The 23718-nt window shown below is 58.0% G+C and carries 24 protein-coding genes and 1 tRNA gene; 13 read left to right on the top strand and 12 right to left on the bottom strand.

The features are described from left to right. The first annotated feature begins 24 nt into the window (after positions 1 to 24). The 5 genes from GEI7407_RS16065 to GEI7407_RS16045 all read left to right on the top strand — a co-directional run bounded on the left by GEI7407_RS16065 (position 25) and on the right by GEI7407_RS16045 (position 6173). The gene (locus GEI7407_RS16065) at positions 25 to 1365 is read left to right on the top strand and encodes an MFS transporter (RefSeq protein ID WP_015173259.1); all 1341 of its coding nucleotides are present in this window, start codon (positions 25 to 27) and stop codon (positions 1363 to 1365) included. A 316-nt stretch (positions 1366 to 1681) separates the two neighbouring features. Continuing rightward, positions 1682 to 3511, top strand: coding sequence for a biosynthetic-type acetolactate synthase large subunit (ilvB, locus tag GEI7407_RS16060; RefSeq protein ID WP_015173258.1), 1830 nt, complete (start codon positions 1682 to 1684; stop codon positions 3509 to 3511). A gap of 227 nt (positions 3512 to 3738) precedes the next feature. Next, positions 3739 to 4629 (top strand): Hpt domain-containing protein, encoded by an 891-nt coding sequence (locus tag GEI7407_RS16055; RefSeq protein ID WP_015173257.1) that lies wholly within the window; start codon positions 3739 to 3741, stop codon positions 4627 to 4629. Positions 4630 to 4736: 107 nt separating this feature from the next. Further along, entirely contained in the window at positions 4737 to 5261 is a 525-nt protein-coding gene (locus GEI7407_RS16050) for a DUF1499 domain-containing protein (RefSeq protein ID WP_015173256.1), read from the top strand. Between the two features lie 564 nt (positions 5262 to 5825). Further along, positions 5826 to 6173 carry a hypothetical protein gene (locus GEI7407_RS16045; protein ID WP_015173254.1) on the top strand — a complete coding sequence of 116 codons (348 nt, stop codon included), beginning with the start codon at positions 5826 to 5828 and terminating at the stop codon, positions 6171 to 6173. Here the strand turns inward: GEI7407_RS16045 and sfsA are convergent. Further along, the gene (gene sfsA / locus GEI7407_RS16040) at positions 6147 to 6905 is read right to left on the bottom strand and encodes a DNA/RNA nuclease SfsA (RefSeq protein WP_015173253.1); all 759 of its coding nucleotides are present in this window, start codon (positions 6903 to 6905) and stop codon (positions 6147 to 6149) included. The two genes, GEI7407_RS16045 and sfsA, sit on opposite strands and share 27 nt — an antisense overlap. Before the next feature lie 97 nt (positions 6906 to 7002). Between sfsA and murJ the strand changes: the two genes are divergently transcribed. Continuing rightward, positions 7003 to 8661: a murein biosynthesis integral membrane protein MurJ gene (gene murJ, locus GEI7407_RS16035; RefSeq protein WP_015173252.1), complete on the top strand. Its 1659-nt coding sequence runs from the start codon at positions 7003 to 7005 to the stop codon at positions 8659 to 8661. 148 nt (positions 8662 to 8809) lie between these two features. Here murJ and GEI7407_RS16030 read toward each other — a convergent pair whose 3' ends face one another. Beyond that, positions 8810 to 9115, bottom strand: coding sequence for a DUF3181 family protein (locus GEI7407_RS16030; RefSeq protein ID WP_015173251.1), 306 nt, complete (start codon positions 9113 to 9115; stop codon positions 8810 to 8812). Positions 9116 to 9231: 116 nt separating this feature from the next. Continuing rightward, positions 9232 to 9546: a 2TM domain-containing protein gene (locus tag GEI7407_RS16025; RefSeq protein WP_015173250.1), complete on the bottom strand. Its 315-nt coding sequence runs from the start codon at positions 9544 to 9546 to the stop codon at positions 9232 to 9234. Between the two features lie 316 nt (positions 9547 to 9862). Here GEI7407_RS16025 and GEI7407_RS16020 point away from each other — a divergent pair, with 316 nt between their 5' ends. Next, positions 9863 to 10393, top strand: coding sequence for a hypothetical protein (locus GEI7407_RS16020; protein WP_015173249.1), 531 nt, complete (start codon positions 9863 to 9865; stop codon positions 10391 to 10393). 6 nt (positions 10394 to 10399) lie between these two features. On the opposite strand, the gene moaC is transcribed toward GEI7407_RS16020, so the two are convergent. Then, a complete protein-coding gene (gene moaC, locus GEI7407_RS16015) occupies positions 10400 to 10891 on the bottom strand; it encodes a cyclic pyranopterin monophosphate synthase MoaC (RefSeq protein WP_015173248.1) in 492 nt (163 codons plus the stop codon). A gap of 63 nt (positions 10892 to 10954) precedes the next feature. On the opposite strand from moaC, the gene GEI7407_RS16010 reads away from it, so the two are divergent. Beyond that, positions 10955 to 11028 (top strand) — tRNA-Arg (locus GEI7407_RS16010). A gap of 189 nt (positions 11029 to 11217) precedes the next feature. On the opposite strand, the gene GEI7407_RS16005 is transcribed toward GEI7407_RS16010, so the two are convergent. From GEI7407_RS16005 to GEI7407_RS15990, 4 genes are all read right to left on the bottom strand, one after another. Then, positions 11218 to 12471, bottom strand: coding sequence for an MFS transporter (locus GEI7407_RS16005; RefSeq protein ID WP_015173247.1), 1254 nt, complete (start codon positions 12469 to 12471; stop codon positions 11218 to 11220). A 417-nt stretch (positions 12472 to 12888) separates the two neighbouring features. Then, the gene (locus tag GEI7407_RS16000; protein ID WP_015173246.1) at positions 12889 to 13095 is read right to left on the bottom strand and encodes a hypothetical protein; all 207 of its coding nucleotides are present in this window, start codon (positions 13093 to 13095) and stop codon (positions 12889 to 12891) included. A gap of 171 nt (positions 13096 to 13266) precedes the next feature. Then, entirely contained in the window at positions 13267 to 14034 is a 768-nt protein-coding gene (locus tag GEI7407_RS15995) for a circadian clock KaiB family protein (RefSeq protein WP_015173245.1), read from the bottom strand. Positions 14035 to 14336: 302 nt separating this feature from the next. Beyond that, positions 14337 to 15707: a type IV pilus twitching motility protein PilT gene (locus tag GEI7407_RS15990; protein ID WP_051030877.1), complete on the bottom strand. Its 1371-nt coding sequence runs from the start codon at positions 15705 to 15707 to the stop codon at positions 14337 to 14339. 595 nt (positions 15708 to 16302) lie between these two features. Here GEI7407_RS15990 and GEI7407_RS21830 point away from each other — a divergent pair. The 3 genes from GEI7407_RS21830 (at position 16303) to wecB (ending at position 18581) form a co-directional block, all read left to right on the top strand. Next, entirely contained in the window at positions 16303 to 16425 is a 123-nt protein-coding gene (locus tag GEI7407_RS21830; protein ID WP_255347585.1) for a hypothetical protein, read from the top strand. 499 nt (positions 16426 to 16924) lie between these two features. Beyond that, complete coding sequence (locus GEI7407_RS15985; protein ID WP_015173243.1) at positions 16925 to 17299, top strand: hypothetical protein; 375 nt, start codon at positions 16925 to 16927, stop codon at positions 17297 to 17299. A 169-nt stretch (positions 17300 to 17468) separates the two neighbouring features. Continuing rightward, complete coding sequence (gene wecB / locus GEI7407_RS15980) at positions 17469 to 18581, top strand: non-hydrolyzing UDP-N-acetylglucosamine 2-epimerase (protein WP_015173242.1); 1113 nt, start codon at positions 17469 to 17471, stop codon at positions 18579 to 18581. A gap of 4 nt (positions 18582 to 18585) precedes the next feature. Here wecB and GEI7407_RS15975 read toward each other — a convergent pair whose 3' ends face one another. The 3 genes from GEI7407_RS15975 to GEI7407_RS15965 form a co-directional block, all read right to left on the bottom strand. Continuing rightward, positions 18586 to 18852, bottom strand: a complete 267-nt coding sequence (locus GEI7407_RS15975) for a hypothetical protein (protein WP_015173241.1) — start codon at positions 18850 to 18852, stop codon at positions 18586 to 18588. Positions 18853 to 19149: 297 nt separating this feature from the next. Next, the gene (locus GEI7407_RS15970; protein WP_015173240.1) at positions 19150 to 19719 is read right to left on the bottom strand and encodes a hypothetical protein; all 570 of its coding nucleotides are present in this window, start codon (positions 19717 to 19719) and stop codon (positions 19150 to 19152) included. Positions 19720 to 19832: 113 nt separating this feature from the next. Continuing rightward, positions 19833 to 20363: a TIGR00725 family protein gene (locus tag GEI7407_RS15965; RefSeq protein ID WP_015173239.1), complete on the bottom strand. Its 531-nt coding sequence runs from the start codon at positions 20361 to 20363 to the stop codon at positions 19833 to 19835. 62 nt (positions 20364 to 20425) lie between these two features. On the opposite strand from GEI7407_RS15965, the gene GEI7407_RS15960 reads away from it, so the two are divergent. After that, a complete protein-coding gene (locus GEI7407_RS15960) occupies positions 20426 to 21409 on the top strand; it encodes a glycosyltransferase family 2 protein (RefSeq protein WP_015173238.1) in 984 nt (327 codons plus the stop codon). A 72-nt stretch (positions 21410 to 21481) separates the two neighbouring features. Next, positions 21482 to 22174 carry a response regulator transcription factor gene (locus GEI7407_RS15955; protein ID WP_015173237.1) on the top strand — a complete coding sequence of 231 codons (693 nt, stop codon included), beginning with the start codon at positions 21482 to 21484 and terminating at the stop codon, positions 22172 to 22174. A gap of 775 nt (positions 22175 to 22949) precedes the next feature. Here the strand turns inward: GEI7407_RS15955 and GEI7407_RS15950 are convergent. Beyond that, positions 22950 to 23663, bottom strand: a complete 714-nt coding sequence (locus GEI7407_RS15950) for a PHP domain-containing protein (protein WP_015173236.1) — start codon at positions 23661 to 23663, stop codon at positions 22950 to 22952. Positions 23664 to 23718 lie beyond the last annotated feature (55 nt).

The following is a 23718-nucleotide window of genomic DNA, read 5'->3' as shown; positions in this document are numbered from 1 at the left end:
CTGACCCTCAGCCCTTTACCGATCATGTTGTCCGACTCTCCCTCCGACGACCCACCCCATCATCCTGGCCTGCTGCGGCACAACCGCGCCTTTTTGTCCCTGTGGGCCAGCCAGGTCCTGTCCCAAGTAGCCGACAAAGTCTTTTTCGTGCTGCTGATCGTCCTGCTAGAGCGCTACAGCGACTCCGACCTCTCCAATTCTCTGCGCTCTCTGGTCATGGTGGCCTTCACCCTGCCCGCTGTTCTCTTCGGCTCCTCTGCTGGCATCTTCGTCGATCGCTGGACCAAGCGCACCATGCTCTTGACCTGCAACTTGGTCCGGGCCGGTTTGGTCATGCTCCTGCCGCTGCTGCCCGGCCAGTTTTGGGTGCTGCTGCTGATCGCCTTTGCGGTATCCACCGCGACCCAGTTCTTCGCGCCAGCGGAGCAGGCCGCCCTGCCGCTGCTGGTGCGGCCCGATCGCCTGATGACGGCCAATGCCCTGTTCGCGATCACCATGCTGGGCGCCATGATCGTGGGATTTGCCATCGGCGATCCCCTGCTGCGGGCCGCCGAAGTCCTTTCGGGAGGCCGGGGCCGCGAAATTCCGATTTGCCTGCTCTATCTGCTGGCCGCAGGCTGTATTGCGCAAATTCCGATCACGGAGGCTCACAAAGACGAAGTCCCTCTGACCGTCAACCCCTGGCGAGACCTCCGAACCGGGATTCGTTATCTAGACCAAAATCCGCTGATTAGCCGAGCCGTGCTGCAGCTAGCGGTGCTCTACTCCGTTTTGGCGGTGCTCATGGTGTTGGGCGTCAACCTGGCCCAGGCGGTGGGCCTCGAACCGCGCCAAGCCGGATTTTTGCTGGCGGCGACGGGGGTCGGGATGTTGCTGGGGGCGGCGCTGCTGGCTCGAGAGGGACAGCGGCTGCGCCATTGGCCGCTGTCCCTGATGGGGTTCTGGCTGGTCGCTGGGGTCCTGGGCTTATTTGCCCTGGTGCAGGAGCTGTGGCTGGGCCTCATCCTGAGCGTGGTGCTGGGCGTGGGCGGGTCCCTGATCTTGGTGCCGATGAAGACGCTGATTCAGCGGGAAACTCCCAAAAACATGCTGGGTAAGGTGCTGGGCTTCCAAAATAATGTGGTGAATATTGCCCTGAGTCTGCCCTTGGCGATCGCCGGTCCCCTCACCGACTGGCTGGGCCTGCGCGAGGTGCTGTGGGGACTGAGCGCTAGCGTGACCCTCCTGGGCGTCCGGGTCAGCCAAAAAAATCGCGATCGCCGCCAAGCAGCTGCGCGCCTCGAGAGCCTGCCCAGCGATCGCCCAGGTCAACAAAGCCTGAAACCAGTCGCTCGAAGCCTCGACACAGACCCAGAACAGAATTAAACTGTAATATTACAGAATTTAGACCAAAGCCCGCTGCCATCTCACAGCGGGATGTAGCGTCAGCACTTAAAGCAAGTGCCATCAATGCTTGATAGGGTTGATGAGGGAAATGCTTAGAACCAACAAGTTCGGCACTTTCCCGTGCGTCAAACTGAGTCAACAAAGGGTTGGGATCGCAACCCTGGGATGAGGAGAGGTCAGCGCAAAACCTGGCCCGCTTCTCTATCTAAGTCCCCAATTTCCTAGGCAGCAATCTAGGAAAATTGATCCAAATAACCATCCTGTTCGACGATTGCGTGAGGTCTCTCCCGTGCTGATGCAAAGTGTAGCGACTCGTCGTGTGACTGGGGCTTATGCTCTTTTGGACAGCCTCAAGCGTCACGGCGTCAAGCATATTTTCGGTTATCCTGGTGGCGCAATTCTGCCCATCTACGATGAGCTGTATCGCGTAGAGGCCGAGGGAAGCATCAAGCACATCCTGGTACGCCATGAGCAGGGAGCTGCCCACGCTGCGGATGGTTATGCACGGGCCACCGGCCAAGTCGGCGTTTGCTTTGGCACCTCTGGTCCCGGCGCGACCAACTTGGTCACCGGCATCGCCACGGCCCACATGGACTCGATCCCCCTAGTGGTGATCACGGGTCAGGTGCCCCGAACCGCGATCGGCAGCGACGCTTTCCAGGAAACCGATATTTTCGGGATCACCCTGCCCATCGTGAAGCACTCCTACGTGGTGCGCGATCCCCGCGATATGGCTCGCATCATCGCTGAAGCCTTCCACATTGCCAGCACGGGCCGCCCAGGGCCGGTGCTGGTGGACATCCCCAAGGATGTCGGTTTTGAAGAATTTGACTATGTGCCGGTGGAGCCGGGCTCTGTGCGTCTGCCGGGCTACAAGCCGACGGTGAAGGGCAATCCTCGCCAGGTCAACCAGGCTCTGAACCTGATTCAAGAAGCCTCGCGTCCGCTGCTCTATGTCGGTGGCGGGGCGATCGCTGCTAGTGCCCATGACGAAATCCGGGAGCTAGCCGAGCGCTTCCGCATTCCGGTCACCACGACCCTGATGGGCAAGGGCTCCTTTGACGAAAATCACGAGCTTGGCCTCGGCATGCTGGGCATGCACGGGACCGCCTACGCAAACTTTGCAGTCAGCGAATGCGACCTGCTGATTGCGGTGGGTGCGCGCTTCGATGACCGCGTAACCGGCAAGCTCGACGAGTTTGCGGCTCGAGCGAAGGTAATCCACATCGACATCGACCCCGCCGAGGTTGGCAAGAACCGATCGCCCGAAGTGCCGATTGTGGGGGATGTGCGCCAAGTGCTGACCGAGCTGCTGCGCCGCAGCCGAGAGCGCGGCGATACGCCCAATGCCCAGCAGACCCGCGAATGGCTTGAGCGGATCGATCGCTGGCGGCAAGACTACCCCCTCCAGGTGCCCCAGTATCCCGACGTCCTCTCGCCCCAGCAGGTGATCGTCGAGCTGGGCCGCCAAGCCCCCAATGCTTTCTTCACGACGGATGTGGGTCAGCACCAGATGTGGTCGGCCCAGTTCCTCAAGAATGGTCCCCGCCGCTGGATCTCCAGCGCTGGCCTGGGCACTATGGGCTTTGGTTTGCCGGCAGCCATGGGCGCGAAGGTGGCCTGCCCAGAGGAACAGGTGATCTGTGTGAGCGGCGATTCCAGCTTCCAGATGAACTTGCAGGAGCTGGGAACCCTGGCCCAGTACGGCATCAATGTGAAGACGGTCATCGTGAACAATGGCTGGCAGGGCATGGTGCGTCAGTGGCAGCAGGCGTTCCACGGCGAGCGCTACTCGTCTTCCAACATGGAAGTGGGGATGCCGGACTTTGTGGTGCTGGCGCAGGCCTACGGGATCAAGGGCCTGATCGTTGAGGATCCGGCGGACTTGACCGGAGCGATCGCCGAAATGCTCACCCACGACGGCCCTGTCTTGATGGATGTGCGCGTGCGCCGCGACGAGAACTGCTACCCAATGGTCGCCCCTGGCAAGAGCAACGCTCAAATGATCGGCTTGCCAGAGCGCAACCCGCTGGATGCCGCTGCTGAGCTGGTCTATTGCAGCAACTGCGGAGCCAAGAACATCTCCAGCAATAACTTCTGTCCGGAGTGCGGCACCAAACTCTAGGGCGATCGCGCTAAATTGATGTTTGATGGGAGGGTACCTTAAGGGTGATGAGCCGTTCAGGTACCCTTTGTGTATCCTGGATTTTTGTATCGGCCTGTTCCCGTTACAAAGATTTGAGGAACACTAAAACCGTTAGCGTTTGCCATTGTTTTCAGGCGGCGGTCCGTCGTCGCGTCTGTGAGGCAACCGTCCTGCGATTGATGCGATCTAGTGAGAGGAACACCGTCGTGGATCCCGCAAAGCAGCAAATTTTGGGCTACTTCATCGAAGAGGCCAAGGAGCACCTAGACACCATCGAAAAGGGATTGCTAGACCTTCAGGCTGTAATGGGTGACCCTGAACGCGTGAATGAACTGTTTCGGGCGGCGCACTCGGTGAAGGGGGGAGCGGCCATGCTGGGATTTGGCAGCATCCAAAAAACTTCCCACCGCCTCGAAGACAGCTTCAAAATCCTCAAAGAATATCCGGTTTCGGTCGACCAGCGTCTAGAATCGCTATTTCTCAAAAGCTTTGATACGCTGCGAGAGCTGATTGAGCGGCTCCAGGATCCCTATGGTCTGCGCGAGGAAGAGGCTGACCAGCTTGTGCAGGCGGCTGAGCCCAACTTTGAGGAGCTGCAAACCTATCTCAATACCCTAACTGGGGGCGTGGCGCCTACGGGCGGCGAGGGCGTGCTGCCGCCGAGCGACTTTGCGCCTCAGGTGGTTGAGGTGCTGCGAGAGATGCTGCGCCTGTTTCAGCAGACGCCGTCAGACGCGGTGCGCCAAGCGCTGGTGGGCCAGTGCGATCGCCTGCTAGAAATCGGTCAGGCTGTACCGGCCTGGCAAGCGGTGGTGCAGAGCGCCCAAACGGCCATCGGCAATCCCCGCCACTCTTTCCGGACCCTGGCCCCGGTGATCATCAAGGAGCTGAAGCAGTCCTGCGACATTATCGCGGTGGGTCGGGGCCAGGAAGTGATGCCGAGCCCGAGCCTCCAGCAGCTAGCCTCGATGAATGGCCATGGGGTGCCGGTGCTGGTCGTAAAGCGTGAGCCCAAGGCGGCAGCAGAAGCGCTGAAGCAGGCGTTTAGCAAAGCGCAGCTGGCAGAGCTCGTGACGCACCTAAAGCAAGCCCTCTAGGCCAGCAGATAGGGCGATCGCCCCTGGGCGGGGTAGCTGGGCAGACCAAAGGTCGGGGCCGAGTCCCGGCATAATGGGATGCGTAAACAAATGTAAACGCTATCCCCATGTTGAACCGTCTAAAAATTGTGCTGCCCGTAGTGCTGGTGGCGATCGCCTTGAGTGTGGCGCTGCTCGGGGCGATCGCGTCTCAGCGTGGCGAAAGCTTGTTCCACTTCGCGGGCACGCCGCCGACCACGCTGGGAGTCCAGGCAGGCCACTTAGCCGCGTGTCCTGGGACGCCTAACTGTGTTCAGAGCCAGCTTGACGACGCCCAGCATCAGATCGCGCCCCTGACCTACAGCACTGACGCTGAGGTCGCCTTCGCGCAGCTCCAGGCGGTGGTGGCCTCCCTGCCGCGCACCCGCATTGTGACCGCTGAGTTCCCCTATCTCTACGCTGAATCTACCAGCGCGCTGATGGGGTTTGTGGATGATGTGGAGTTCTATCTAGAGCCTGCATCCCAAACCATTCAAGTGCGATCGGCGTCTCGTCTCGGTGAATCTGATTTGGGCGTCAATCGCGATCGCGTTGAGACGATTCGATCTCAATTTGACGAAAAGCTGGCAACTTTGACGGCATCTCCGGCCTAACCGGAAAGATGGTTTTTAGCCTTTCTCCAGTAGCGGCCAAAAACATCCACAAAAAACCAGCAGTTCGTGCTTGATGATGCCAAACTGCTGCAAATCAGTTGATTGAAGAGAAGCTATGAGACGCTTCTGTTTCGTTGATCTAAAGCTGCTCAACTGCCGCTAAAAACCTAAAAGACGCTTCTAACTTTGGCGATCGAACTGTTGAGAAAACGGGCGATCGCCAAAGTTAGAGAACAAGAATTAAGTTACTGCTTGCTAAGGCTTCAATCAGCCTGATCGGATTGAAAATTGCAGGCATCAGTTGCCCAATTACGCCCAGCAATCAAGGCTCGAAACCCTAGTTGAAGCCAGCTGCGAAAAGCGCGATCGCGCTGACTAGGGCCAAAATCGTCAGCACTAGACCGGCGTTGGGGCTGCCTTTCCAGGAATAGTTCTTGTCGCTCATAGCGATGTCTCCACGACGGTTAGCTTTTTCCCATTGTTACATTTTTCATAATTTGCGGAGTTTGCGATCGCGGAAGTGTTGCGACGACTTAGCATGGCAATAGGTTTGGTGCTTCGTCTATGCTTAATTTCATTCATTGTCTGGGAGACTTCTCCCGCCAAAACTGCCTAGCGATCTGCGCAGCCCTTGTGCCCCTAAACCTGATTGGCACGTCCATCACCTTGGGGCTGCTGTGGTTCCGGCGATCGCCCTGGCAAATCATCTCGAATGCCAGTCTTGCCATGCTGCCAGCCGTGATCATGGTGCTGCACGTGTGGAGCTGGTTTGTGGTGGGCGTGGTGCGCATGCCGACCTTTGTGCTGCTGGGCCTCGCGGCGGTGTGCCTGGTGACCAATGGGGCCGCGATCGCCTTCAATCTGCCTCGGCGATCGCCCCAAAAGCTAGCCCACGGGCTGCCTCAGCTCTAGATCGGCTAGGCCCTGGAAGCGCACGCCTGCGGGGCTGACCTCAAACCGGCAGGGCAAGACCTCAACCCCAGCGGCGATCGCTTCCCGCAGCAGATCCCCGTAGACCGGATCCGCGCGATCGCCCGGCGAAAAAGCAGTGCAGTCGCCTCGGTTGATGAAGTACAGCATCACGGCTCGCTTTTCGGGCGGCAGCGCGCTCAGCTCCCGCAGATGCTTTTGGCCGCGCGTCGTGACCGTATCCGGAAAGAGGGCCAGCGGCCCCTGGACCCAGGTCGTACTTTTCACTTCGATATACACCGGCCGGGGGTCGCCCGTGCCATTTGGAGTCGCGTCGGGATATAGGACAAAGTCCACCCGACTTTTGCCGTCGAGGCCGTAGACGACTTCGCTGCGGACCTCGTGGTAGTCCTCCAGGGTCGGCAGCGCCTTTTGCAGCAGGGCCTGCTTGACGACTCGATTGGGCAAGGCGGTGTTGACGCCGACCCAGGTTGGGCCGTTGTCGTAGACTTCCACCATTTCCCAGGTATAGGCGAGGGCGCGCTTGGGGTTGGTGCTGCGGGAGACCATCACTGGATGGCCGGGCAGATAGAGGCCAGTCATGGGGCCTGTGTTGGGACAGTGAGCTGTGATCAGCTCGCCTGTCGCGAGCTCAATCTCCGCAAAAAATCGCTTGTAGCGGCGCACGAGGGTGCCGGCGAGGAGCGGAGGATAGGGATAGAGAAAGTCTGTCATGGTCAGTGTGCCTGTCCGGTGCCTGGGTGAACCCGAGCAGCGAGAGGGAGGCAATGCGGTTAAATAGGTGAAGCACTTTCGCCATTGTTAACCATTCGTGGCTGACGTAAAGAAAACTTCTCGCTCTCTGGCCAGTATTGCTGGCATCGTTGCGATCGCGACCCTCATCAGCAAGCTGTTTGGGCTGGTGCGGCAGCAGGCGATCGCGGCAGCCTTTGGCGTGGGGCCTGCCTTCGACGCTTACAACTACGCCTACGTCATCCCCGGCTTTCTGCTGATTTTGCTCGGCGGGATCAATGGCCCCTTTCACAGCGCGATGGTGAGCGTCCTGGCCAAGCGCGATCGCAAAGACGCCGCACCCCTGGTTGAAACCGTAACTACCCTCGTCGGGGTGCTGCTGCTGCTCGTGACCGCAGGCTTGGTGGTGTTTGCGGAGCCGCTGATCAATCTGGTGGCTCCCGGTCTCAATGTCAGCCCGGCGGAGGCTCAGCAGCTAGGCATGGGGGCCGCCGAGCTGCAAACCATTGTCCAAACCAAGGCGATCGCCATTCAGCAGCTCCGGATCATGGCCCCTATGGCCATCTTCGCGGGCCTAATTGGCATCGGTTTTGGCTCTCTGAGCGCCGCTGATCAGTACTGGCTCCCGTCGATCAGCCCCATTTTTTCGAGTCTGGCGGTGATCGTCGGCCTTGGGATCTTAGTGTTGCAGGTGGGCGGGGACTTGGGCGCGTCTCAGTACGCCATGCTGGGCGGCTTGGTGCTGGCCTGGGGAACGGTGGCTGGGGCGGTGTTGCAGTGGCTGGTGCAGCTGCCCGCTCAGTGGCGATCGGGGATGGGCGGCCTGCGGCTGCGCTTCAACTTGCGTCAGCCCGGCGTCCAAGAGGTCCTCAAAATCATGGGGCCGGCCACCTTTTCCTCGGGCATGTTGCAGATCAATGTCTGGACAGACCTATTTTTTGCCTCCTACATCCCCCAGGCGGCTTCGGCCCTCGGCTATGCGGGCCTGCTGGTCCAGACGCCCTTGGGCATCCTGTCCAACATGATTTTGGTCCCTTACCTGCCGATCTTTTCCCAGCTGGCGGCCCCAGAAAACTGGGACGAGCTGCGATCGCGCATTCGCCAAGCCCTGCTGCTCACCGCCGTGGCCATGCTGCCCCTGAGCGCCCTCATGATGACCCTGGCTCGCCCCATTGTGCGGGTGGTGTACGAGCGCGGCGCCTTTGACCTAGAGGCGTCGGCGGTGGTGACCTCGGTGCTGATGGCCTACGGCTTTGGGATGTTTGTCTATCTGGGCCGAGATGTCTTGGTGCGGGTGTTTTACGCCTTGGGCGATGGCGACACGCCGTTCCGAGTCAGCATCCTGAATATTTTTCTCAATGCCCTGCTGGACTTCTTGCTAGTGCGCTCCTTTGGGGCACCGGGCCTGGTGCTGGCGACGGTGGCGGTGAACCTGATTTCGATGGTGCTGTTTCTGTGGCTGCTGCACCGTCGCCTAGGCGGACTGCCGCTGATGGAATGGACGCTGCCGGTGGTGGCGCTGACGCTGAGCAGCATCGTGAGCGGGATTGCGGCCTGGTTTGTCCTGGATCTGTGTGAAACCTTTATTGGGACTGAAGGACTGCTAATCCAGCTGGTAGATTTGAGCATTGCAGGGGCGGTGGGCCTGGGCCTGTTTGGCCTGATTGCGCTCCAGCTGCGAATCCCGGAGGTTGAAATGTTTTCGAGTCGCTTGCGTCAGCGGTTTCTTCGCCGCTAGATAGCGCCAGAAAGGAAAAAGCAAACCCCCGAGACGGAAAGTACTCGGGGGTTTGTGTTAGCAGGATTTTGGGACAGGCTAGTGCTGAGTCTGGTGCCCAGAGGTTCATGGACGATCAAGCCCACCTAAGGGGCGATCGCCCCTTAGGCTAGAGCTTTTGCTGATACTCTTCCAGCAAGTCGATCAGGTTGACCTGGCACTGCATCGGCAGCAAATCCAGCAGGGAGACCTCGTGGCGACCGCCACCGACCTTGATAATGGTTTCCCGCAGGACCTTCAGCACTTTCTCCTCGCTGAGGGACTGCTCGGTCAGCATGGGATAAAACTGCTCAGCCAGGGGCGTGTGCAGGTGGGCATCGGTGAGGTAGAGATGCCACTTGGCGATGTCAATGTAGATTTGCTCGCCTATTTCGGCGGCGAGAGCTTCGATGGCTTCGGTCGTGCTGTAAGACATGAAGACGTTCCCTTCTGAAGCTGCGGTGGGCAATGACTCGACTCAGAGCGGCGGAGCCAAATCAAAAAACTGTCGCGGAGGCGATCGCTAGGGCCTGAGCAGGCCCTGCTACCAGGCTAGCTGGAGGGCGTGCCGGGGTCGTCTGTCTGAAGTTTGGCTTCCATCTCGGCAGCGCTGATGCCGTCGGGCGTCGCGCCAGAGTAATCGGCGATCGCGAATATGTAAACAGCGTGAGCCAGCAGCCCCAAAGCCCACACGCCGGTCATCGTGGGAACCCAGGTCCACTCAGCGGCCTCCAGGGTCCGAAAGAACCAGCTGCCAGAGTTGCTCACGGCGAAGATCGCCACGTGCAGCGCAAAGTTCATGCGGTCGTCGAGGCGACGGTAGGCAGGATCACGACGGTCGGGTTTGCGGGGCCAACGGGGCGGCATAAAACACCTTGTCCAAAATTGGTTCGAATGGAGTCAATCGAGAAGCAGTTTAGGGCGTGTTGTGGGCGGGGCGATCGCCCCTGCCAAAGAATCACGCATTTTTGCTGCTTTCTTCTTAAGGTAGCGCAGCCTGGGTCGCTCTTGAGGCGGCGATCGCCGGGTAGCTCCAGCACAAAAACCCGAGAAAAACCGAGCATTGGCTCCGGAGAGCGCGCTAGAAGCTGCATGGCCATCTGGACAGCAGGCACCTCCAGAAGTGTGGCGGTAGAATGGCAGAAAGTCACCCGCTTCCCCTCCAATCTTTTGGACTAAGCCTGTGAGCATTGCGCGATTTTGGCGACGAGCCAACCAAATCCAACGCAACCATCTGGCGATCGCCGTTTTGCCCGATGCGGCAACTGCTTTCCAGGTGTATCGTCTGCTCCAAATTCAGGGCGTCTCTCCGGAGCACCTGGCCCTTGTCGGCCAGGGGTTCTGTAGCCCCGAGAGCGTTGGTCTGCCTGACCCGATGCAGATTGCCCTGCGCAAGGCCTACCGAACGGCGATCGCCGGTGGCACCCTCGGCTCGACCATCAGCTTTGCGACCCTTCTGATTTTGCACCTGGGGACGGGCGTTGCTTTGACCAGCACGCTCCTGCTAGGCATTCCGGCAGTGGGGATTATGGGCGGTTTCGCTGGCGCCGTGATCGGGGCTCTAACTGGATTTCTCGGTGAAGGCAATGTCGTGGGCCTCTATCGTCACCACCTGCGCCAGGGCCGCTACCTGCTGATGGTAGAAGGCCCAGAGCGCGTGGTCCACCTGAGCCGCGACCTGCTGCGCCAGTACACCACCCTGCGCACCCACTAAGCGCGCTCAGGTTCCCTGGTAGTCCCCTGACTTGCCTCCCGACTTGTGCAGCAGCCGAATCCCCTCGATCTGCATCGACTTTTCGAGGGCTTTAGCCATGTCATAGAGGGTGAGGGCCGCCACCGACACCGCCGTCAGCGCCTCCATTTCTACCCCCGTTTCCCCTTTGGTCTTCACCTCCGCTTGGATTTGGTAGCCCGGTAGAGCCGGGTCGGGGGTGATGCGCACTTCGACCTTCTGGATCGGCAGCGGGTGGCACAGCGGAATCAAGTTCGCCGTCTGCTTGGCCGCCATGATGCCAGCAAGGCGAGCTGTGCCCAAGACATCTCCCTTGGGCGCGTTGCCCGCCTCGATGGCGGCCAGGGTCTCGGCCTGCATCCGCACCTGACCCGCGGCGATCGCCCGCCGCACCGTGACATTTTTGGCCGAAACATCGACCATATGAGCCTGACCAGAAGCGTCAAGATGGCTCAGGGACTGGGTTTCAGATTGATTCACAAAAAACTCGACGAAAATGGTTGTGTCTTTCAGTTTTCGTATGTTACTATGTAAATCCGTTGAGGGCTTGTAGCTCAGTGGACTAGAGCACGTGGCTACGGACCACGGTGTCGGGGGTTCGAATCCCTCCTAGCCCGTACGGAACCGAAAAGGGGAAAGCGTTTTGCTTTCCCCTTTTTTATTTTGTCCGTCGGTTCAGTCAGCGATTTTTGGGAGAACCCAAACCCTCAGCCCTCCGCAGGGGCTGCTGGTCGGGAGGTTCCAGATCGCTCTAGGCAATGTGCCCAGCATCTGCACCAGCAGCACCCCAGGGGCCTCGAAAAGGACTACCGCGACTCCACAGGCTTGTAGGCGTACAAATCCGCTCCTTGACCCGTCGCAAAGCGCAGGGAGTGGGACATGTTTTTGTTGCCGCGAGTCACGAAGACAAACAGGCTGGCAAAGGCCAAGGCAGCCGCGCAGGCAAACAGGCTTCGGTACTGCCACCCCACCTGCTCGGCCAAAATTCCCAAAATCGGTCCTGCGAGGGCGAGGCCCAAGTCAAAGCCCGCCATGCACAGCCCAAAAACGCGTCCGCGCTCCTGAGGCAAGGAGCGATCGGCCATCATGGCGGACACCATGGGAATCAGCATGCCAAATCCAGCGCCTTCGATCAGGCCGGCCAGCAGGAACAGGGTGGGGCTGGTGGCATACCAGAGCATCATCATGGCCAAGGAGTAGCACATGAGGCTGATGCTGATGAAGAGGCCGCGACCGTAGCGATCGGAGGCTCGACCGATCAGGACTCGGATGCTGAAGCTGGCGATCGCCGCCGCTGTGTAGAACAGGCCCGCGTTGAAATCAACCCCTGTTTCTTGGATAAAAAGAGGAACAAAGGTGCTAAGCGTGCCAAACGCGATGCCCACCAGCAGCAGCATGATGGTGGGTACTCGAATTCGGGGGCTGTTGAGGAGCTGCCAGAATTCTTCCTGGGGGGCGCTGCGATCGCTCCGGAGCGCCTCCGAGAGCGTGGGCTCGCCCACGCGGAGCGTACAGGCCAGACTCACCAGCGCCACCATAGACGCCACCGCAAACAGCAGCGGATAGCCTGCCTCTTCCTGCATAAATCCGCCCATGGCGGGTCCTAGGGCCACTCCAATGGGATTGACCAGGCTCATGTAGCCGATCACCTCGCCTCGGTTGTTGGGGGGCGCGATGTCGGTGACCAGGGCAATGAAGGCGGTGCCGAAGGCCGCAATGCTGATGCCGTGGAAAGCCCGAATCACCATCAACAGGGGAATGCTGTGAAACGCCAGGTAGCCCAAGGGGGCGATCGCCGCGCAGCTAGCCCCGATCAGCAGCACCAGCTTGCGGCTGCGCTGGTCAGCCAAGCGACCCAGCCAGGACCGCGAAAACAGCAGACCGATGGCAAAAGCGCCCATCACGATGCCGATGTCCTGTTTGCTGCCGCCGACATCTTGGACATACAGCGGCAGCGTCGGCAGCAAAGACGCCATGCTGGTCCAAAACAAAAGACCCGCGAGAAAAAGAACCAGTAAATTGCTCCGTAGCTCAGGAGCCAGATCGCGCAATGTTTTCAAACCCTTCTCCCTCAGAGCTTGCTCAGAGTATGTATCGGCAGGGTTAGGAATGCCTAAGCCATCGGTCAATCGAGAAGTGGGCGATCGCCGAAGCCCCGAATGATTACGCCAGGGCGATGCCTGCCGGGAAAGTCGTATTGTTCCTAACCGTTTTGTAGCATTTAATAATTTTTTACAAAACGACCATCTAGGTGAATTGTCCGCCACCAGGATGTATGAGGCGTCAAGGAGGCGGCCAACCCAGAGGGCGTCATGTGCTCATCGCGGGGCGATCGCACGCAAAAAGCGGGGTAGAGCTTACCCCGCTTTTTGAAATTTTCTATGAGAAATTGATTGAGATTAAGTTCGAGCAATTCGGTTGAGTTGTCTATCCAGATCACCTCTTGGAGGCCAAGCCGCCCAAGGGCGATCCGCCGCCTAGATTGCAGAGCGCTGACGGGACACGAACTTCTCAAAATTCGCTTGGGTCTGGTGCAACAGCTTCTCGCGGCTGTCCGCTGCGGTCGTAATCGAAGGCACTAAGTTGCGAGCTTGAAGGGCCATATGAAGCTGCAAATGCGCAACATACTCGCTAAAGTCTTCGCGTTCAGCATGGTGTGAAAACTGTTTAGCATCCCAGTTCAAGGTTTTATCCTCCCCTGACTCTGCGCGATTATCAACACGTTTGAAGCTATCACGGACTGTTGCGTTTCTTCTACCTTCGCAACGAAGTTTGACATAAGGCGATCGCGAACTAAGGGCGCAGACTTGAGCTGGCGGAGGGGGCAAAAGGCCTAAGGGTAAAGACTGCTGACTTTACAAGATGGACTGATTGGGAAAGTTCAGAAACTGCAAAATCCGCTCGGGATTGTCGAGGTCGCCCACCAGACGCCGCACCGGCTGGGGCCACACCCGCAAAAGGGTCGGCGTCGCCGAAATCTGGTCCTCTTCGGCCTGCTCAGGGTTCTTGAAGACGTCCACGACCTTGAGGGTGTAGGGATAGGGCAGGGCCTTTTCGAGGAGCTCGTGGAGGTTTTGCAGGGTGCGCGCTGTGTTGGCGCCGTGGCCGGAGACAAACAGCCGCAGCACGTAGCCCTCGGCTTCGTCGGCCTTGAGGGAAGGCTGGGCGATCGCCGAAGGGGCCGCGCTCCAGGACGACAGCACGCGGCTGTCGTTGCGACCTAGACAAATCATCAGGTCGTGGCACTCCCAGAGCTGGGGAAAGGCCGCTCGGTAGGAAGCCAGCACCATCGGGTTGCAGAGCTCTTCGGGGACGCGGACCACTTTCCAGGGCAGCGGATCGCTCTGGAAAATGACGTTCAAAATCGCCTGATAGCGAAAGACCAGGGGATAGGCGTCGGCGGCAGTCTGAATTTGTCCGCTGGCCGGATCGCGCCAGCGATCGACGGTGGCGGTGTAGCAGGGGACCAAAAAATGGGGCGGTTCAGGCAAGCCCAAGATTTCCTGCAGCGCTGCACAAAGGTGCAGGTGCCACCGATCCTGCTTTTCAGGATCAATGGCGTAGATCAAATCGCCACCAGGGGTGAAGAGGGCGATGCCTTTGTAAATCAAAGGCAGAGACACAAAAATTGGGAGGGGGAAAAACTGTGAGTTTGGGAAGCCGCCAGAGACGGCTGGTGGTGCGGCAAAGCTAAGAGATCTAGACGAAGCGCCAAAGGCCCCTTAGCGGGCGATCGCAGCGATCTGAAGAGGCAAAACGCGTTAAGGTTGCTGCGAAAACATGAGAAGACTGGATGGAGGAAAAAGCACTGTTGAATAAAACAATGCTTGCCTCACAATCTTAGCGAGGCAAGCGCCCTCCAGCGCGATCGCGCGCCAGATTTGTCGAGGATATGGGGAGACGCTTCTGGAATAGAAGCGCTGACCTAGACGCGACCTCGGAGGAACTGCGCCATTTCATTCGGGGTCGGCGACATCTCCAGTGCCGTTTCTTCTGTAATGCGGCCCGCTTCGTAGAGCTTGTAGAGCGACTGGTTCATGGTGCACATGCCGTCGAAGCCGCACTTGGGCATCAGGGCTGCAATCTCGTCGTACTTGCCCTCGCGAATGTAGTCCTTGATAGCGTCGGTGTTGATCAAGATGTCGTGGAAAGCCGCGCGCTTGCCATCGGTGGTGCGGCACAGACCCTGGGCAATCACCGCGACCAGAGACTCGGCGATCGCCACCCGCATCGGCCCCTGCTCATCCGGGTTGTACAAGTTCAAAATCCGCTCGATCGTCTTCACAGCGCTGTTGGTGTGCAGGGTTCCCATCACCAAGTGGCCCGTTTGCGCCGCCTTGAGCGCCGTTTCCACCGTCTCTCGGTCCCGCATCTCACCAATTAGGATGATGTCCGGATCTTCCCGCAGAGACGCCTTGAGCGCGTTTTGGAACTTCCGGGTGTGCATGCCCACCTCCCGGTGCTTGATCAGCGACTTGCGGCTGACATGGATAAATTCGATCGGGTCCTCGATGGTGATGATGTTCTTGGGCATCTCCTTGTTGATGTAGTCAATCATGGCTGCCATCGTCGTGGATTTACCCGAACCCGTCGGTCCCGTCACCAAGATCAGGCCCTTGTGGTAGTGACAGACATCTTTGAAGACCGGCGGCAGGTTAAGCTCCTCCATCGTCAAAATCCGCACCGGAATGAGTCGCAGCACCATCGCCGGACCGTGGAGCGAATCGAAGATATTGACCCGGACCCGGGAGAACTCGTACTGAGCAGCGCCGTCAAAGTCCAGCGTCTCCCGAAACTGCTGAATCTCATCGTCCCGCAGAATTTCGCCCAGCCAGCTATAGAAGGTCGCCTCGTCCGTGACGGGGTAGTTCGTCGTTTCGATTTCTCCCCGGTTTCGGTAGCGCGGGATTTCGCCGACCCCGGCGTGAATGTCCGAAAAGCCCTTGTCGAAGGCCTGCCGCACAATCTGGTGGAGCGTTGGCTGGCCCGCTGAGGGAGTGGGGGCCGACCGAGCAGCGCCCGCAGCGGGCGGAGCGACTGGGCGATGGCCAGCAGCAGCAGCGGCAGCCGGTGGTGGTGCGACGGGCGCGGTCGCCGTAGCGTTGCCCTGCATTCCGGTGGGGGGTGGTGGCGGAGCGGCCATGGTGGGCTGAGCGCTGGGCGGTGGCGCTGCGGGCATCCGCTGGGTGGTGCCATTCGCTGCGGTAGGTACCCCTGCCGCTCTCGGTGGTGGCGGCACTGGCGGAACGCGAACACTAGGAGGAGGTGTGATGGGTGGGCGCTGTGAGTCAGTCATAGACACCAAAATATAGAGAAGTGAACGATCGCTGAAAGCCAGGGCAGTCAAACCGGCTGGAGAGCCCCCGCTGGACTGGTCTGTCTCCAGAATTCCCAAAACCTAGGGGCGGGTATCAGCTTGCGGCTGCCCGAGCCGAATTTTGTTGAGGATGGTCGGCTTCGACTAGGGGCTGGGCGTGCTTCCCTGACGAGAAGGTTTGCAAAGCAGCAGAACTAGACCAAGACTGCCCTCGCGATCGCTACCTTCAGTCTCTATGCCCGATATTTCACCCAGGCAAAAAAACTGATATGCTAAAGGGCCAAATTTTTGCCTGTTTAAGTTGACCTGGTTTAAGACAAAAAATGTCAATCAGCATAAATGCCGCCTGAAGCGATAGAAACCTCTAACAAGTTCTGCCGATCTTGCTGCTAAAGGCTTTGAGAGTGCGTAGACAGAGCTCTCAAGATTGTGCAAATCAGAAATCTGCAAATGGTATAGAGTGCTACGACCGTAAAAAGAACTTTGAGTGAGGCGATCGCGCTGTGTACAGAAACTCCAGGACGCCTCCCCATGCTTTGTATCAATTGCTGCCTTTTGAAATCAGACGATTCAAATGTCTGAAGCAAAAAAACTAACTTCAAAATCAATCGAATCTCTTTTGGCTGATTCTAAAAACCACGATTTTTCAGATGTTTTGAAGCCTATTGCTTCGCAAAGAACGCTGGCGAAGCGGTAGGTATAAAGACTGGTTGTACCTTTCAGATTTCTAGCGCTCCAGAAACCTTGCCTGAGGAATCTTTAAGCTGAAATCAATGAAAAAGCAATGGGGATCGCCATAAACCAATTTATGAATGATCCGATCGCGCTATAAGGATTTCTGAGAGATTGAGGCAGTCTCCTTAAGAAGTATTAAAAAACCAGCGCAAAACTTGAAACATCCAGGGTGTGCGATCGCCGCTTCTGGGTTCAATTGAGGCTTAATGAAAGCTTCCTAACCCTGAAAGCCTTGAGTGCTATTGACTTGCGTCATGATTCCGAATTAATGAGCTCTTGAGAATCTTTGAACCAGCCAAGCTGAAATCTCAAAAAGTGCGATCGCACTGTAAATTTTGTTGAAACATTGATCAGCTTCATTGAATGTTTATATATACTGAGACACAACCAAGCAAAACTGCTGGTTCAAGGTAAAAGCATTTTCCAAACTGAATTACTACTTCATCCAAGGAGAGACAGGCATGGCTCTAAATGAAAGTCGCGGGCTTCATTCTTCCTATTCCGTCGTTGCAATCAAAAGTTTTCTACTCTGGTCTTTCACGCTCACGGTTTGCTTTTTGGTGATTGGTTTTCCAGTGGTCATCTTGATGGTGACGATTGGTGCGCTGCTAGCAATGGTCCTGCAAGCCGTTATCCCCATGAGCGCTGTGTTGCTGATTGCGGGCGGACTGATTGGCGCTAATGTTTTGCTGATCATGATGATTGCGGGCGTGCTAACGCTGCGCGGCATTCATCCCGCTGAAGTGAGCTGGCTCAAGTGGCTCCGGGGTGAAGCAGATCCGCTGCACACGTCGGTATACGCTGCTTGCCCACTAACCTGCGACCTTCATAAATAACCTTTGGTTCAGTTTGCCTGCCTCATGATGAATTGAGCTCTGTGCAATGGCTCTGCTGCCCGGCGATCGTCGGGCTTTTTTTGTGTTTAAAAGAGTAGCTTTAATGCTTGCTTGGCCCTTAACCGCTTGGCGATAAGATGGGAGCGATCGCCTCTTCCCTCGTTCAATCATGAGTCAGCCTCCTATTCGTGTTTGTATTACCCTGGGCACGCGACCCGAAGCTATCAAACTGGCTCCCGTGATTCAGGCGTTTCAGCAATCACCCAGCTTTGAGACCCAGGTGGTGCTGACGGGCCAGCACCAAGAGATGGTGGATCAAGTGATGCAGCTGTTTGCGCTCAAGGCCGATCACAACCTGGCCATCATGCAGCCCAAGCAGACCCTGACCTCGATTACCTGCCGCAGCCTGCAAGGGCTCGAAACCCTATATCAGCAGCTCCAGCCCCAGGTGGTGATCGTCCAGGGCGACACTACGACGGCTTTTGCGGCGGCGCTAGCAGCCTTTTACCAAAAGATTCCGGTCGGCCATGTCGAGGCTGGACTGCGCACCGACAATCTCTATAACCCCTATCCCGAAGAGGCCAACCGCCGCCTGATTTCGCAAATTACGCAGCTGCATTTTGCGCCGACGACGCTGTCGGTGGAGCACCTTCAGCAGTCCGGCGTGGTTGGGCAGATCCACCACACCGGCAACACGGTGATTGATGCGCTGCTGGCGGTGGCAGCGCGCCAGCCGCTGTGTGAGGTGCCGGGGCTGGCGTGGGACCCGTATCGGGTGATGCTGGCGACGGTCCATCGCCGCGAAAACTGGGGAGAACCGCTACAGGCGATCGCCGATGGATTTTTGCGAGTGCTCGACGCCTTTCCTGATACAGCGCTGCTGCTGCCCCTCCACCGCAATCCCGTGGTGCGCGAGCCGCTCCAGCAAATTTTGGGCAGTCATCCCCGCGTCTTTCTGACCGAGCCCCTGGACTACACCGCCTTGGTGGGAGCGATTCAGCGCTGCTATCTGCTGCTCACTGACTCTGGCGGTCTCCAGGAAGAAGCGCCTAGCCTGGGCAAGCCCGTCCTCGTGCTGCGGGAAACAACCGAACGCCCCGAAGCGGTCACCGCTGGCACGGCCCGCTTGATTGGCACGCAGCCAGACAGCATTTTTGGGGCAGCCCAGGAGCTGTTGTCCGACGCGATCGCCTACGAGCGCATGGCCACCGCCGTCAATCCCTTTGGAGACGGTCATGCGTCTGAGCGCATCGTCAAGATCGTTCAAGACTATCTGGGCTAGAAGGTCACGGCGTACTGTCCCCAGGTGACGGAGGCCGATCGAGCAGGTTCTCTTTGGATTGCTTTAGCTGATGCCAGAGCTCCTTGATCTCTTGATAAGTTTGCTCTGCTGAAATTTTGCCGTTGGTTTCGAGGGCACAAAGCGTCGAAACTCGCTGAGCAAACTCCTGGAGATTGGCGTTAAACGTCAGCTGCTCCGGGGTAAATTCGCCGTAGTAGCGCCCCAGAGGATAGAGAAACCGTTCTTTGTTGTTCTGAGGAAAGTCAGCCATAAGAACGCCGAGCTGAAGGATGACGAGGCAAGAGGGGAGGAAGCAATTATGTCTCCTCCCCTCACCATATCGACAAACGGCTAACATGCTCCGACCCAGGGGTTGATGGGCGCGGCCCAGACTCCCCAGAGGGATCTCTCGAGCCCTAGGACGAGCCCTAGACGGAATGGATGCAAGGCTCTGTGGCCCAGGCCTTGTAGCTAGAGCAAGGCTTTTCGGAAATCTCGGCAACGCCAGAACAAAAGAAAGCTGCGCAGGTACCTGCGCAGCTTTCTTTGAGCTGTCTAGATGTTGATTCTAGATATCGATTTCTTGTCCATTCGCTTTGAAAATAACCTCGTCTACGTCGTAGACGGGCTCAGTCAAGAGAGTCTCGCGAATGGCTTCGAGCAGGGCGTACTGATTGGCGCTGCTGAGGCTCTCGAGGGCGCGCGATCCTCGTGGACTTTCGACCTTGAAATCGATGGCCGCGTCGTGGGCGACGGGGTCAACATCAACTGCATAGCTTTGAATCCCGACGTCTTGCCCTTCGTAGGCTCCGACGATTTGGCTGACGGCTCCCTCAACGGGCTGATCAGCAGCTACCACGGCACTGTGGGCTTCGAGGCGCTGATCTTGACCCGTCGGAAGATAAATGACGGCAGAGGTGTAGTCTCGGGTGAGCGAGCTGTCGATTTCGGTGGCGGCGGCCTGGACCGGAATATCGACGGCGGTTTCAGCCGCAGCGGGCAGGCTGCTGCCGATCGCTAGGGTGGCGATCGCCGCTAGCGGGGCGCCCAGAGCAACCCAAGGACGACAAATCGATGCGAATGTAGCTCGAAAACCCGTATTTGTAGCAGTATTTTTAGCGCTGTATTTTGCTTGCATATTGCACCTCACAACCGATTATGTTTTTATGTTTAAAAAATCTGACTTAATGACATTATAGCGACCAAAGAATGCGATCGCTAATCTTTAGAAGAACTGTTCACAATTTATATCTAAACTCCTATGTCTTTAGATAGATTGCTAAAGGTTTGACTGGTCTGAAGTATCTGCCTGACTAGAGATATCGCCTCCTGAGGCGTTTGGCAGAGATGTAAATTTTGGCTAGAAATCTTCATTAAGAAATTCTTAAAATTGCCATTGTTTGTTAATACAATAACGGGGCGATCGCTCTTCAGCGCCAGGGCAACCTCTGACAAAGTCCCAAACCCAAACCCGCAGGCGATAATGACTCGGCTGGACAATACATTTAGGTTATTGCGGGCATTGCCGAGGTCCGTAAAGATGGCAATGTCCACAGCCTCAGAGACAGAATCATCGTCCGTCCCGGGCAAAATGCCCACGGTGAGGCCACCAGCGGCATGGGCACCTTGGTTTGCTGCCTCCATGACGCCGACCTTGCGGCCGCCGGTCAGCAGGACCCAGCCTGCCTCCGCGATGCGCCGGCCCAGCTCGTGGGCGTGGGTCACATCCTCGGGCTGGGCCGCTGAGCCAGGCCCCATGACGCCGATGAGGATTTTTCGCATAGGATGGCCTTGATAAACGATGGCGTGTCCGATGATGGGCGCGTGTTTCGTGGCAAAAGGCTATGACAACCCACGCCAGCTTCGCTAACTCCATGACTGAGCCGCTCGTTTCCGTAATCGTGCCGATCTATAACGGTGAAGCTGATTTGCCAGAGCTGCTGCGGTGTCTGGAGGCTCAGACCTATCCGCGCGATCGCGCCGAGTACTGGCTCGTGGACAACAACAGCCGCGATCGCACCCGAGAGCTGATCCAGGCTGCTTCCCGCGCTGCCGCCGATCAGGGCTGGACCCTCAACTATCTCTGTGAAGACCAAATCCAGAGCTCCTACGCCGCCCGCAACCGGGGAATCTGCGCGGCTAACGGGGACTGGCTGGCCTTTACCGACGCTGATTGCCGTCCCCAGCCCGACTGGCTCGAGCAGCTCGTCCAGCCCCTTGGAGATCCAGCAGTTGGCTTGTCGGTGGGCGAAATCACCGCCCTCCCCGGCTCCACGATCTGGGAGCGCCACGCCGAGCGCGAAGCGACCCTTTCGCAAAAGCACACCCTCGCGAACACCTTTTGTCCCTACGGCCAGACCGCCAACCTGGCCGTGAAGCGCCAAGCCCTCGAGCAGGTGGGACTGTTTCGGCCCTACCTCACGACGGGAGGAGATGCTGACCTGTGCTGGCGGGTGCAGCGCGAAGGCGGCTGGCAGCTTCGCTTTGTCGAGGCGGCGCAGGTCCAGCACCGTCACCGAGCCACCCTGGACGAGCTGCGCAGCCAGTGGCGCCGCTACGGCCGCTCTAGCCGATACCTCCACGACCTCCACGGAACGCCGCTGATGCGGGAGCCCTCCCCCCGAGAGTACCTGCGCCAGAGCGCCCGCTGGCTGCTCAAAGAGTCGCCCAAGACGCTCCTCAAGGCGATCGCCGGGCAAGCCACCCTCGCCGATCTGCTGGGCACGCCCATTGGCCTAATTTGTGTACAGGCCCGCACCGAGGGCCAGCGACAGGCGGTGCTACCGGCAGAGGCTCGCATGATCCCCCCTCTGGAGCCGCGTCCCTAGGCGACACCCTAGAGGCCGAGCCGCGGCACCCCTCAAAAGCGCTAAAGTTCTAGAAAAAGCAATCAAGACGAGATGGCAAAACAGTTACTGCTGGTGGATGACGAGCCCGGTTTACGGGAAGCGGTGCAGGCGTATTTAGAGGACAGCGGGTTTCAGGTCCAGACCGCGAGCAATGCCAAAGACGGCTGGGACATGCTCCAGCGATCGCAGCCTGATCTCGTCATCACCGACATCATGATGCCCCAGGTCGATGGCTATGAATTTTTGAAGCAGATGCGAGAGGACGTGCGCTTCAAGGCCCTACCCGTGGTCTTTTTGACCGCCCGTGGGATGACGGGCGATCGCATCCAAGGCTACCAAGCGGGCTGCGATGCCTACCTCTCCAAGCCCTTTGACCCGGACGAGCTGGTTGCCATCGTCGAGAACCTCCTGGAGCGCCGGGCTACCGCCACCGCCGCCAGCGACAGCGGGGAAACGCCCGATATTGCTGACATGGCGCGCCAAATTGCTGAAATCAAGGCCCTGCTCACCCAGCGCGGCGGCATCTCCCAGACTCCAGCTCCCATCCAAATTGACCTGACGCCCCGCGAGCAGAGCGTCCTAGACCTGGTGGCCGAGGGCCTGATGAACAAAGAAATCGCGCGCCGCCTAGAAACCAGCGTGCGCAATGTCGAAAAGTACGTCAGCCGCCTCTTTAGCAAAACCGGCACCAACAGCCGCACAGAACTGGTGCGCTACGCCCTAGAGCACGGCCTCACCAATTAATGGTTTTGGAATTAGTTGCTTCGAGCCGCCGCTCGGGCGGCTTCGAATCGCCATAAGCGTCTCCAGTCTGCTGGGCCGCTGTTACAGCGGCCTGATGGTTCCTGGCGATCGCCTCTGCAATGCCCTCAAAAATAGCCCTGGTCGCCAAACAAACTGCGAAAATTACCTATTTTCACAACTGCAGTAATCTTGAGTTTTGCTTGAGCCCCGTAGGGTTTTTCTCCAAACTTGTTTAGTTATCACCCTCGTGTCCGAGGCAGTTTTGAAATCATTCGTTACACAGAAGAACCCCAAAAAGCCGAAATTTCGTTGAAACTTTCAGGCTTTATTGACTTTCTTGAAATCTTAGCGGGACTCCGTGAAAACACTGCTAATGTCATAACACCCTTAAACCGTTAGCAATCGCTTACAAAACGCATGAATAATACAAAGCATTTGGGGCAGTCACTTTCCATGCTGGCGCTGCTGGCTGTCACTAGCTTCGGTCTCGTGGGCTTTCTTGCCTTGCAATAAGCTCTGGGCCTTGTATTCCAAGACAAAACACTAAATCATTTCCTCTTCCTAGAACCTTGCGTTTTTGGCGCAAAGTCAACCCTCAGAAAGCCATTCAATCTTGACCTCTGAACTCAATTCATCAACTGTTTTTGGACAGTATTTGGATGAATTTTCAGGGGTTTTTTCATTCCATATCTGCTAGAGAGCTCTAGCAGATATGGAATGGCTGAGGGAGTGAAAAAAGCGAAAGGGCCAACTTGAGCAAGGCCCCAAGGCTGCCCTAAAGGCGCTGCAAAATGCTGAGGCCGTGGGTATCCGTGCCGCAGGTCACCAAAAGCTGATGGCGATCGCTCAGGTGCAAGACCCGCGAGGTTTGATCAGGGCTGGGCCGCCAGGGCGTGGGATTGTTGTAGGCGTAGTAGGCCTCTACGCCGTCGATGCCGAGGGTCGCCGCTTCGGTGATCAGCTCTTCGGGCGATCGCCGGTAGCGGACGGGATGGGCAAGAACCGCGATTCCCCGCGCCTGGTGGATTGCTTGAATGATTTGCCCTGCTTCGGAGTCTTCTGCCTGGGGTGGCTGACGGCGCAGGTAGGGGCTCATGACCGGATGATCTGGGTCGAAGGCGTAGGCCAGGATGTGCACTTCGTTGTCGATCAGCCGACCGTTAATTTCCACGCCGACCCACAGTTCGGGTACTGGCTGGCTGGGGTGATTCCACTGCCAGTCCTCGAGCCAGCGCCGAGCGGCGTAGTAGCCACCGATGCTGTGGTGGTCGGTGATGGCGAGGCCTTTGAGCCCGATGTCGATGGCTTGCTGCATGAGCATCTCCGGCTGGAGCCGCCCATCGGAGTAAACCGTGTGCATGTGAAAGTTGTAGGAGCGTGGGCAGCTCTTGGCATCGACGGTTTCGAGGGTCCGTTTGAGCGCTCGAGCCCTGAGACTCTGTGAGGCCAGGGTTGTAGGCGTCGAGTTTGAAGCGGGATGAGCAGCCATGGCATCCAGTGGAGTAAAGCCAGGTTGATTCTAGCAAACCCTTTCTGGAAGGGTG

It is taken from the genome of Geitlerinema sp. PCC 7407, from assembly GCF_000317045.1.
Lineage (GTDB): Bacteria > Cyanobacteriota > Cyanobacteriia > PCC-7407 > PCC-7407 > PCC-7407.
The sequence above is the reverse complement of the archived record's forward strand: the minus strand, read 5'-3'. Positions and strand labels throughout refer to the sequence as shown.